10 protein-coding genes and 1 pseudogene are annotated in these 12,535 nt (G+C 24.5%); 1 reads left to right on the top strand and 10 read right to left on the bottom strand.

What is annotated here, in order from left to right:
- Positions 1 to 146: 146 nt before the first annotated feature.
- Together AAHH39_RS01865 and AAHH39_RS01860 are read right to left on the bottom strand one after the other, a co-directional pair.
- Positions 147 to 1,067 carry an ABC transporter permease gene (locus tag AAHH39_RS01865; protein WP_342218637.1) on the bottom strand — a complete coding sequence of 307 codons (921 nt, stop codon included), beginning with the start codon at positions 1,065 to 1,067 and terminating at the stop codon, positions 147 to 149.
- The gene (locus tag AAHH39_RS01860; RefSeq protein ID WP_342218640.1) at positions 1,067 to 1,828 is read right to left on the bottom strand and encodes a hypothetical protein; all 762 of its coding nucleotides are present in this window, start codon (positions 1,826 to 1,828) and stop codon (positions 1,067 to 1,069) included. The genes AAHH39_RS01865 and AAHH39_RS01860 overlap by 1 nt, the downstream gene beginning before the upstream one ends.
- 4 nt (positions 1,829 to 1,832) lie before the next feature.
- On the opposite strand from AAHH39_RS01860, the pseudogene AAHH39_RS13225 reads away from it, so the two are divergent.
- A pseudogene (locus AAHH39_RS13225) lies at positions 1,833 to 1,964 on the top strand (IS30 family transposase); the annotation flags it as partial.
- Positions 1,965 to 1,987: 23 nt separating this feature from the next.
- Here AAHH39_RS13225 and AAHH39_RS01855 read toward each other — a convergent pair.
- The 8 genes from AAHH39_RS01855 to AAHH39_RS01820 form a co-directional block, all read right to left on the bottom strand.
- A complete protein-coding gene (locus AAHH39_RS01855) occupies positions 1,988 to 2,662 on the bottom strand; it encodes a hypothetical protein (protein WP_342218639.1) in 675 nt (224 codons plus the stop codon).
- The gene (locus AAHH39_RS01850; protein ID WP_342218638.1) at positions 2,590 to 2,793 is read right to left on the bottom strand and encodes a hypothetical protein; all 204 of its coding nucleotides are present in this window, start codon (positions 2,791 to 2,793) and stop codon (positions 2,590 to 2,592) included. Before AAHH39_RS01850 ends, AAHH39_RS01855 begins: the two co-directional genes overlap by 73 nt.
- Positions 2,794 to 3,068: 275 nt before the next feature.
- Positions 3,069 to 3,989 (bottom strand): ABC transporter permease, encoded by a 921-nt coding sequence (locus tag AAHH39_RS01845; protein WP_342218637.1) that lies wholly within the window; start codon positions 3,987 to 3,989, stop codon positions 3,069 to 3,071.
- Positions 3,989 to 6,766 carry an ABC transporter permease subunit gene (locus AAHH39_RS01840; protein WP_342218636.1) on the bottom strand — a complete coding sequence of 926 codons (2,778 nt, stop codon included), beginning with the start codon at positions 6,764 to 6,766 and terminating at the stop codon, positions 3,989 to 3,991. The genes AAHH39_RS01845 and AAHH39_RS01840 overlap by 1 nt, the downstream gene beginning before the upstream one ends.
- On the bottom strand, positions 6,759 to 8,339 hold the full coding sequence (locus AAHH39_RS01835; protein WP_342218635.1) for an ABC transporter ATP-binding protein: 1,581 nt from the start codon (positions 8,337 to 8,339) through the stop codon (positions 6,759 to 6,761). The genes AAHH39_RS01840 and AAHH39_RS01835 overlap by 8 nt, the downstream gene beginning before the upstream one ends.
- A gap of 17 nt (positions 8,340 to 8,356) precedes the next feature.
- Positions 8,357 to 9,664 carry a BMP family ABC transporter substrate-binding protein gene (locus tag AAHH39_RS01830; protein ID WP_342218634.1) on the bottom strand — a complete coding sequence of 436 codons (1,308 nt, stop codon included), beginning with the start codon at positions 9,662 to 9,664 and terminating at the stop codon, positions 8,357 to 8,359.
- A gap of 332 nt (positions 9,665 to 9,996) precedes the next feature.
- Positions 9,997 to 11,343, bottom strand: coding sequence for a BMP family ABC transporter substrate-binding protein (locus AAHH39_RS01825; protein ID WP_342218633.1), 1,347 nt, complete (start codon positions 11,341 to 11,343; stop codon positions 9,997 to 9,999).
- 211 nt (positions 11,344 to 11,554) lie between these two features.
- Complete coding sequence (locus AAHH39_RS01820) at positions 11,555 to 11,944, bottom strand: helix-turn-helix transcriptional regulator (protein WP_342218632.1); 390 nt, start codon at positions 11,942 to 11,944, stop codon at positions 11,555 to 11,557.
- Positions 11,945 to 12,535: the final 591 nt, after the last annotated feature.

The raw sequence follows: 12,535 nt of genomic DNA, 5'->3' as shown, positions 1-12,535 counted from the left end.
AATAAAATAAAAAATTTTATAGTATAAAATACCCATAAAATTTTTTATTTTTTATTATATTTTTAATTAAATCTTAGAAAATATTACTAAAAAAGTAAAATTTAATTTCAAAATTAATTCATCATTAAAATTATTAATAACTAATTTTATCGTTTAGATTTATTGAAAGCAATACCCAATGCTTTTGGTGTTTTACTTCATTTTGATGTAAATACTAAAACTAATAAAGATGTTACAAAAGGCAATATATTCCATACATCAGAATTACTTGATATTCATTGAGGAATATTTGGTAAAAACGTAATTCTGGCACCTGTTGTTTCAACAATAGCAAATAAGGCAGCACCAATTGTAATCAATGGTACCCTTCATTGTCCAAAAATTAAAATAGCTAAAGCAATAAAACCATTTCCACTAACTGTCCCACGAAAAGTTTGACTAGCATACATTGGAAAAATACCACCAGCAATTCCTGCTAAAAAACCAGATAATAATACAGCAACATATCGTTGTTTAATAACATTAATTCCTGCAGCATCAACCGCATTGGGATTTTCACCAGTCGCAACATGATGTAATCCTCATTTAGTATATTTTAAAATAATAGCAATACTTACTAAAACTATAATTGCTAAAAATAAATATAAATTAAAAAATTCATTATTACCAATTTTTGGTAATTGATAAATATTTGTTAATGAAATAAAACCATTATTCCCTGGTAACTGAACAACAAAAACTGCAATTGCTGCTGCTAAAATATTAATTGCAACGCCAGAAATAATTTGATCAGATTTTAAAGTAACTGATGCAAAAGCATGGAAACAAGCAAATCCCATTCCCGCTAATCCACCTACTAATAAAGCAACAATTTGTGATCAATTACCTCAATTAACACCTATATTTTTCCCAAATGAAGAAAAAGCAAGAGCACCAATTGTCATCATTCCTTCAATACCAATATTAACAACACCAGCACGTTCTGAAATTAATCCAGATAATGCACCAAGTACTAAAACAACAAAAATTAAACTAGAATGTTCAAGAATTATTTTGAGTGCTTCCATTAACTTTTTCCTCCTGTTCTTTCAGTTTTTATTTTCATAATTGCTTGTTGTTCATTTTTAAATATATCAGTAAATTTATTAATAAAAGTTGTCTTTTCAATTTCCGCTTTTTTAATAAATTGTTTAGTTAATATATTAATATTACTATTAATTGGGATAATTTGACTTTTTAATTGCTGTTTGTCAATTTTATAATTTTTAATTAACTCTTTAACATTATTTTTATAATTAGTTTGAAGTTGATGTTTTGCTAAAATTAATTGTTTTTTTATTTTTTTATCGTCAGTTTTAACTGTTTGATTTTTTAATGACTTTAATTCATCACTTAATTCTTGTTTCAATTTATTAATTTCTCGATAAAGATTTAATTTTAAGTCTTTTACTCTTGACTTATCTAATATTGCTTTTTGTTTTTTTAATAATACTATTTCTCGAATTAAATCTTGCTTATAATTATAAACATTATTTTCATATTTCATTTTTTCATTAATATACATATTTAAACTTTCACCATAAATCGTTTTTATTTCTTGTTGAAAATTATTTCAATTACCAATTTTACCTTTTTTTCAAATTGCATTATATTGTTTATATATATAATGATTTAAAGCTTTATTTTCTTGGAAAAATTGTGCTCAATTAACATCAACTTTATCATTTTTATTATTAATAACTGCTTGTAACTGTAAGTTGATATCACTATTAACTTTATTAATTTCTTGCGAAAGATTTTGTTTTAGTGTTGGTTTACCAACTAACAACTGTTCAATAGATTTATCTTTTAATTATGTAGAAAAGTATGGATGACCAAAAATTATTCATCAATTTACACTTAAAATATTATTTTTAATTAAAAATTTGTTAAAAGTAACATTATTTAGTTTAAAAATTCTCTAAAAATAACACTTTATCATGTATCATTACTTTTCTACAAAATTAAAGGATTTATCTAATAAATTTAATTGATCTAACTCTAAATTATTTAATGCATCTTTTATAACTTGTTCATCATAAACATTATTATAATTAAAACTACTCAATTCAAAATTTTGTTTTGAACTAAAAACACGATCAAATTGCAATTCTCTTTGTTTTTGCTTTTTTTGCTTATTAAGTTGATATCTTTTTTTATCATATTCTTGTTTTTTTGCTTTTACTTCAGGTCTTTGAGCATATTGTCGTATTCTTTCTTTATTAAGTTGATATCTTTTTTGATTATTTTTTAGTTCCTCTTCTTTATTGGTTTTATATAATGTCTGTCTATATTCTTTTTTTCTTATTTTCACTTCGGGTTTTTGAGCATATTCTCTCATTTTCAATTTTACTTCAGACCTTTGAGTATATTCTTTCTTTTTCAATTTTACTTCAAACCTTTGAACATATTTTTTCTTTATTGCTTTTACTTCAGGTCTTTGAGCATATTCTCTCATTTTTTCTTTATTCTTTTGATATAACTCTTGATCATATTTTCTCCTCCTTGCTTTCACTTCAGGTCTTTGTTTATATTCTCGATTTCTTGCTTTTACTTCGGGCCTTTGAGCATATTCTCTCATTTTTTCTTTATTCTTTTGATATCATATTTTACTTTTTTTCATTTCCCGTTTCTTATTAAGTTGATATAATCTTTTTTATATTCTTGTTGTTTTTCTTTATTAGATTGTTTATTAACTATTTCATTAATTTGAAATGAATAAACTGTATTAATAACTATACTTCCATTATTCATGTTTTTCCCCTCTAAATATAATTAATTTAATTTAATTTAAACTTTTACCACATTTTTTCTATCTATCAAAAATTATATTTATTTTTTTGATAAATAAAACTGTATTATTGCGATTTTTTTCAAATTCTTAATAAAATAAAAAATTTTATAGTATAAAATACCCATAAAATTTTTTATTTTTTATTATATTTTTAATTAAATCTTAGAAAATATTACTAAAAAAGTAAAATTTAATTTCAAAATTAATTCATCATTAAAATTATTAATAACTAATTTTATCGTTTAGATTTATTGAAAGCAATACCCAATGCTTTTGGTGTTTTACTTCATTTTGATGTAAATACTAAAACTAATAAAGATGTTACAAAAGGCAATATATTCCATACATCAGAATTACTTGATATTCATTGAGGAATATTTGGTAAAAACGTAATTCTGGCACCTGTTGTTTCAACAATAGCAAATAAGGCAGCACCAATTGTAATCAATGGTACCCTTCATTGTCCAAAAATTAAAATAGCTAAAGCAATAAAACCATTTCCACTAACTGTCCCACGAAAAGTTTGACTAGCATACATTGGAAAAATACCACCAGCAATTCCTGCTAAAAAACCAGATAATAATACAGCAACATATCGTTGTTTAATAACATTAATTCCTGCAGCATCAACCGCATTGGGATTTTCACCAGTCGCAACATGATGTAATCCTCATTTAGTATATTTTAAAATAATAGCAATACTTACTAAAACTATAATTGCTAAAAATAAATATAAATTAAAAAATTCATTATTACCAATTTTTGGTAATTGATAAATATTTGTTAATGAAATAAAACCATTATTCCCTGGTAACTGAACAACAAAAACTGCAATTGCTGCTGCTAAAATATTAATTGCAACGCCAGAAATAATTTGATCAGATTTTAAAGTAACTGATGCAAAAGCATGGAAACAAGCAAATCCCATTCCCGCTAATCCACCTACTAATAAAGCAACAATTTGTGATCAATTACCTCAATTAACACCTATATTTTTCCCAAATGAAGAAAAAGCAAGAGCACCAATTGTCATCATTCCTTCAATACCAATATTAACAACACCAGCACGTTCTGAAATTAATCCAGATAATGCACCAAGTACTAAAACAACAAAAATTAAACTAGAATGTTCAAGAATTATTTTGAGTGCTTCCATTAACTTTTTCCTCCTGTTCTTTCAGTTTTTATTTTCATAATTGCTTGTTGTTCATTTTTAAATATATCAGTAAATTTATTAATAAAAGTTGTCTTTTCAATTTCCGCTTTTTTAATAAATTGTTTAGTTAATATATTAATATTACTATTAATTGGGATAATTTGACTTTTTAATTGCTGTTTGTCAATTTTATAATTTTTAATTAACTCTTTAACATTATTTTTATAATTAGTTTGAAGTTGATGTTTTGCTAAAATTAATTGTTTTTTTATTTTTTTATCGTCAGTTTTAACTGTTTGATTTTTTAATGACTTTAATTCATCACTTAATTCTTGTTTCAATTTATTAATTTCTCGATAAAGATTTAATTTTAAGTCTTTTACTCTTGACTTATCTAATATTGCTTTTTGTTTTTTTAATAATACTATTTCTCGAATTAAATCTTGCTTATAATTATAAACATTATTTTCATATTTCATTTTTTCATTAATATACATATTTAAACTTTCACCATAAATCGTTTTTATTTCTTGTTGAAAATTATTTCAATTACCAATTTTACCTTTTTTTCAAATTGCATTATATTGTTTATATATATAATGATTTAAAGCTTTATTTTCTTGGAAAAATTGTGCTCAATTAACATCAACTTTATCATTTTTATTATTAATAACTGCTTGTAACTGTAAGTTGATATCACTATTAACTTTATTAATTTCTTGCGAAAGATTTTGTTTTAAATTTTTAACTACTGACTTATCATCTCATAGTATTTTATTATATTTTCCTTTTAATTGTTCTTTATCAATTTTATAAGTAATTTGAAGTTGACATTTTTTTAAAATTAATTGTTCTTTTAATTTTTTATCATTAGTTTTAACTAATTGATTTTTTAATGACTTTAATTGATCACTTAATTCTTGTTTCAATTTATTAATTTCTTGTGAAAGATTTTGTTTTAAATTTTTAACTTTTGACTCATAATCTGATAATGATTTATTATATTTTCCTTTTAATTGTTCTTTATCAATTTTATATTTTTTAATTAATTCCTTAATTTCAATTTTATAAGTAATTTGAAGTTGACATTTTTTTAAAATTAATTGTTCTTTTAATTTTTTATCATTAGTTTTAACTAATTGATTTTTTAATGACTTTAATTGATCACTTAATTCTTGTTTCAATTTATTAATTTCTTGTGAAAGATTTTGTTTTAAATTTTTAACTTTTGACTCATAATCTGATAATGATTTATTATATTTTCCTTTTAATTGTTCTTTATCAATTTTATATTTTTTAATTAATTCCTTAATTTCAATTTTATAAGTAATTTGAAGTTGACATTTTTTTAAAATTAATTGTTCTTTTAATTTTTTATCATTAGTTTTAACTAATTGATTTTTTAATGACTTTAATTGATCACTTAATTCTTGTTTCAATTTATTAATTTCTTGTGAAAGATTTTGTTTTAAATTTTTAACTTTTGACTCATAATCTGATAATGATTTATTATATTCTATCTTTAAGTGATTAATTTTATTATTTTTTTCTTTAATTAAATCTGATTTTAACTTATTATATTGTCTCTTTATTTTAAAATTTTCAATAAAATGATAGTACATCTTGGCAATAAAACTATTTGTAACTTTTCGTTTTTCTCCATCAAAGGCTATATTTAAATAACGAATTAAAAATTTAATTGGCTGTAAACGAGATAATAAAACTGCACAAGCAGCTGAATAAATAATAACACCAAAAATAATATCACCAGTTGCTGTTGGTAATGTTAATACTGAACCAATTGAACCACCACTCTTAATTAAACCTCAAAGAAAAGCAGAACCCACAACACCTATTGGATTAATTTGACCAACTAAGGCAACAGCTATACTATCAAAACCAATAGTTGGTAAATCATCAGTTAAAAAACTAATTGAAGGATTTTTGGCAATGTAATAAATAACAGCCATTACTCCTGCTAATGCTCCTGAAATAACAAATGATGTTATGCAATAATGTTTATGATTAATACCACTATAAACCGCAGCAAACGGATTTAAACCTACTGTTCGAATTTTATAACCTAAAGTTGTTTTTTTCAATAAGAATCAAACTGTTATTATTAAAATAATAGAAATTAATAATGGTAGTATACAATTATAACCATTAATACTCATACTCATACTATCATGAATACTTGCTGATGTTCCATGATCAGCATCATATAAATCTTTATTGATTTTAAATAGTCATTTTACTAAATATCAAATTGTTCAATTTAATAAAATAGAAGTAACAACCTCATGAACATTAAAAAAAACTTTTAATAACACTGTTACCAACGCCACCAATATTGCTGCTAATACTCCAGCAAAAAGCGCGCTAATTATAGCTAATGGTTGTGATAAGTCATAACGGACACCAATTGCGATAACAACAGCTCCTGCTGCTAACATTTGACCCGCAACTCCAATATTAAACATTCCTGAGCGGAAAGAAATAACTAGTGCTAATCCTGCTACAATATAAATTGCTCATCAAACTAAAGTATTATCTCAATTATTAGCTGGCCAACTTGTAAAAGCATATGTTAATAACAACTGAAAATAAGTAAAAGCATTTTGACCTGAACCAATTATAACAAAACAAGCAATAATTAATCCAAAAATAATGGCAAAAATTGAACCCTTAAATTTAGTAAGACTACTATTCATTTCTTTTGAACCAAGATATAAACGACTTCGTCGTTTTAAAAATCATGTTTTTTGTTTAAACATTATCTTCATTTCCTTCCATTAACATTTTTTGTCCCGCCATCATTAATCCTAATTGTTCACGAGTAACATTTTTAGCACTAACATTACCAGTAATTTTACCACCATGTAAAACAACAATTCGATCTGCTAATGACATAACTTCTGATAATTCATAAGAAATTAATAATACTGCATTACCTTCATTTTTTTCATCAAGAATACGACTATGAATATATTCAATAGCACCAATATCCAAGCCACGTGTTGGCTGAGCAACAACTAAAATTTTATGTTTTCTTGTTAATTCTCTACCAACAACCGCTTTTTGTTGATTACCACCTGACAAACCTCTAACTAAAGCAAAACCACTTTTACTACCACGAACATCATAATTATTAATAATATTTTGTGCATAAGATTGAATAGCTTTACTGCGAATCAAACCATGCTTAGAAAAAGGATATTCGCTAATATTTTGTAAAACCATATTATCAATAACATTATAATCTAAAACAAGTCCATATTTATGACGATCTTCAGGAATATGACTTAAACCACTTTTATATAAACTTTGAATTGAACTGTGTTTCATATTCTTATTACCAAAAAAAATATCACCTTTTTCTGGCTTAATTAAACCAGTAATTGCTGAAATTAATTCAGTTTGACCATTACCTTCAATACCAGCAATAGCCACAATTTCTCGTGACTTAACTTCTAAACTAAAATCAGAAAGACCCATTATTGATTTCCTATTACCAATTTTATGAACAAATAAATTATCAATTTTTAATAATACTGGCCCTAATACAACATTACCTTGATTTCTAATATCAACTAAATCTCTACCAACCATCAAAGTAGCAATTTCTTCTTTAGTTTTACTCTTAGATTCAAAAGTTTCAATAACTTTACCTAAACGAATTACTGTAACATTATCAGCAACTTGTTTAACCTCTTCTAATTTATGACTAATAAAAATAATAGTTTTACCATCACGTCTAAGTTCTTCAATAATTGTTAATAAACTAGTAATTTCTTGTGGTGTTAAAACCGCGGTTGGTTCATCAAGTACAATAATACTAGCACCACGATAAAGAACTTTTAAAATTTCAACACGTTGTTGCATACCAACACTAGCATTCTCAATTTTTAAATTAAGTTTAATGTCTAATTTATATTTTTTTGAAATTTCTAAAATTTTAGATTTAGCTTTTTTATAATTAATTCACTGTCATTTATGAACTGGTTCACTACCTAAAATAATATTTTGTAAAATAGTGAAGTTATCAACTAATTTAAAATGTTGATGTACCATTCCAATACCTAATTCACCTGCTCTAATTGGTCCTGATATTACTACTTCTTTACCATTAATTTTAATAATACCTTTTGTTGGTTGATATAGTCCAAATAAGATTGACATTAGTGTCGATTTACCTGCACCATTCTCGCCAACCAAAGCATGAATTTCTCCTTTTTTAATTTTAATAGAAATATTATTGTTAGCAATAATAGTATCTAAAAAAACTTTAGTAATACCTTCCATTTCAACAGCATATTGTAAGTTCTGTTTTTCAATATTTACTTGCATTTTATCACCCCTCTTAATTATTTAAATGGATCATATTCTTTTTTAATACCATTAATTCAATAATGATCTTTTAAATTGAGTACTTTTTGTCATCCAGCAGAAATTTTATCTAATCAATTAGTAGTTTCTGTCATTAATGGTGTGTAAATATCTTTATCACCATCTTTAATTGCTTTATTTGGTGCTATTCCAGTAAAATTAGGCCCACCTCTGTATGGTGCATCATCAATAAATGTTTGATCGGCAGTTGGATCAGTTGGATGCTCTGGATTCTGATCAGTTTTACCAACTGATTTTCAGAGCATAAGTTTAATTGAACTAATTAAATCTTTTTCTGCAGAAGTAATAAACCTATCTGCAGATTGTGGATATTGAAGTTGTTGATCTGTATCAACACCAATAATTTTACCTTGACCAGATTTTTTTAATGATGATAAAGTATCTTCGGTTTGTGGTCCTGCTACTGGAAAAATAATATTAGTTTTTTGTCGAGCAAGATCATCATTAATTGCTTGTGAACCTTTTGAACCTTGAGTAAAATCACCACTAAATTGAGTACCTGAAGTTATAAATTTAATATTTGGTAATGATTCTTTAAAATCTGAATTTAAAATTTTAACTCATGATATTAATTTTTCTTCATCTTCTTTATTTTTAAATTTATTATTAAAAAATTGTAGGGTTCAATAATAACCATACATATAATTAGTAACTGCTGGAATATCAAGTCCACCATAGGTTGACATTTTTAAATTATCAAGTCCACCATATTGATTAGCATGAGCAGTTAACCATATTGCCCCTGCCAATCCGGCTAAAAAGCCTGATTGTTCTGCTTTGTAAAGTAAACCAGCCAATTGTTTATTAGATTTTGGTACTTCTTTTTTTGGAGTATCACCATCAATAAAAATAAATTTCACTTTATGTTTTAAAATAGTATTTTGTGCTTTAACCAAAGCATTATGATGTAAAAATCCTGAAGCAATAATTACTTTACTGTTTATGAAAACTGCTTTATTATATGATGTCATTAAATCATCAGTATTAGTTAATTGGGGATTATCTCAAGAAACCTCAACTCTTTTATTTTTATATTGAGGATCAACATAATCACTATGTGTTCAATCATTAAACTCTTGTTTAAACTTGAGGGCAGCATTATATGATGATTCATTAAAAGAAGCATCATTAATAGTATGTCCATCAGTTACAACAGTTATTCGATAAATATTTGGATCATTAAACTGACTATTGCAAGCAATGATTGGTAATATCATTATTACTGACAATGATATTGCACTAAATACAGTAAAAATTTTACGCATACTATTATATTCCTCCTACAATTATATATAAATATTTATATAAAAAAAATATAAAAAAAGAAAGCAAAAACATTGCTTTCTTAATTCAATTATTCAAAATAAAATAAAACTGTGTATAAATAAATTTTGAAAATAAATGGGTGGGAATAACTTACTATTAAAAAATACAGTATATATGTATTTAATATTAATTATTTTCTTATTTTCACAATTAACTCTAAACACTAGTTTCTCCTTTTAATGGCTAACTACCATTATATAAGATAATAAAACTTATTCTTTAAAAATTCAAGAATAATTATAAATTTTTTAAAATATATAGTAAAGTTTTATTAAAACTGTGGTTTATACTTTTCAACACTTTCATCAACATAATTTTTTCAAGCATTTTCTCACTTATCACGAGTAGAATCATTAGCTAAATCAGCAACTAATTTATTATAAGCATCAGTTATTTTTTGTGCTAAACGTCAATAATCATTACTATCAATAATTAAGTTATTATAAATAGCACTAATAGAATCATTATTAGCAATTCCAAGATATTGCTGACCACCTAATGCTGGTTGTGGTATGCTGCCATCAAAGTATTGTTCACCATTAATAGGTTTAATACCATCCTCATTATAATCTAAATTAAAAGAATGTCATAATCAAGTATTAACTGACTTATGAATTCCTTTTAAAGCTGATGTAATAAAAATATCTTTAGCATAACTATATTGAACACTTTGATCAACATCGACACCAATAATTTTTGCTTTGCTATTAGTAGTAGAGTTTTTAACAGCTGATACTAAATCAATTGTTTGTGCTCCTGCAACAGGCATTACAATATCATCTTTATATCCATCAATTAATTGTGAAGTTATCGCTTTTGATGATTTTGTACCGGATTCAAAACTACCTGTAAATTGTTTAGCAATTTTATCAAAATGAATATCAAATTTATTAGTTCATTTTTCAATTTTTTCCTTACCCTCTTTAATTCTAATGGCATTAGTCATTTCCAATAAATTATCATTGCTATTACGATATTTATTAAAATAATATACACCTCAATAATAACCCATCATATAACTAACAATAGTATTAGCTGGTAAACCACCAAAAGTTGACATTTTTAAACCATTATCATCATATGTTTCATGATTAGCAGCTAATCATATTGCTCCTGCTAATCCTGATAAAAACCCTGATTGTTCTGCTGAATAACTTAAACACGCTACATCAACTGGTTTTTCTAATTTAGCATCAACTAAAATAAAACGAACACCTAACTTTTTATATTGATTTTGAATAGCTGTTGTTAATGCACCAAGATGATTAAACCCAACAACAATAATTGTTTTAGCGCCAGCAAATGTTGCTAAATTATAATTATTTTGTAAAGTTGAAACGGTACTATCTCGTGAAATAATTCAACGCGTTTTCATTCTTTTATTTTTTCAAACTTCATTACCGGGTAAATTACTAATCATACTACGATTATCATTAAATGTTTTAGTAAACTCTTTTGAACCTTCTAATACTTGCTGATTAAAAGCTTTATCAAATAAATCACCACCATCAGTAATTATTCAAATATCACCAACACTAGGAATACTACATCCAATTAATCCTACTGATGAACTATTTATTAACAAAGTAATAATTAATAATTTTAAAAAATATTTCATAAATTTCTCCTATAAATAAAAAAATGCTTTAATTTTGTAGAAAAGTAATGATACATGATAAAGTGTTATTTTTAGAGAATTTTTACACTAAATAATGTTACTTTTAACAAATTTTTAATTAAAAATAATATTTTAAGTGTAAATTGATGAATAATTTTTGGTCATCCATACTTTTCTACATAATTAAAAAAAATGTACTACAGTAAAAATATTAATATTTATTTACAATTTTTTTATACTTTATTTTTACCATATTTTTCATCAAAATTAATAATTCCTCTATTATATGCATCATAATTCGTGCACAATGAACAGGATTATATAAAATATTAGTTTTTAATTGTGAATTAGCCATTAACAGTTTAATAAATAGTTCAAAATCATTTTCTTTTAATACAAAATCATGCGTAAAACCTTTTATATCATTCATATCTACTAATAATGCTAAAAGAATTTTATGAATTATTCCTCATGAAGAATTTTTAGCATTACTCTCAATTCTACTAATTGTTGCTTGACGAACACCTACTAATTTCCCCAAATATGCTTGCGTTCAACCAAGTCTTAGACGTATACGCCTAATTTCTACTTCAATTGCCATTTTATTTCCCTCTCTAATTTTAGTTATTCCCAAACTTATTATGTTATGAAAAATTATAAAAAGATAAATTTTATTCTATATTTGCATAAAATATACTAAAATTAATATGGTGATACAAAATGGAAAATGAATTAATTAAATACTGAACAAAAAAAAGTTTTTTTTATGTTAGCATTTTGTGATTAATTGTTCAAATTATATTTATAATAATAGGTTCAATTTTAATAAATACTACTAGCGAAAAAATAATTAATATTTTATTAATAGTTGGCATAAATAGTTTAATTCTATTAATTTTGTTTGCTTTTTCTATTAATCATTATACTTATGAAACAGTTTATCAAATTAAAGTCAAAGGTAGTACTTTTCAAACTAAATTTTATCGTTATCTAATTATTCTATTTAGTTTTGGTTGATTAATTTTTTTCATTTTAAATGCATTATTTATGTTAGTTGAAACTGCCGTTTTTAAAAGCAAACTTGATTATTTTAATACTTTAAACGATCATTGATGAATTTTACTTATTGTAACAATATTTAACGTTTTAATTATTAACATACATCGACAATTAATGCATTATACATTAACAA

This window comes from Spiroplasma endosymbiont of Amphimallon solstitiale, from assembly GCF_964030965.1.
GTDB lineage: Bacteria > Bacillota_I > Bacilli_A > Mycoplasmatales > VBWQ01 > Spiroplasma_E.
This window is presented reverse-complemented; position numbering and strand designations above follow the sequence as displayed.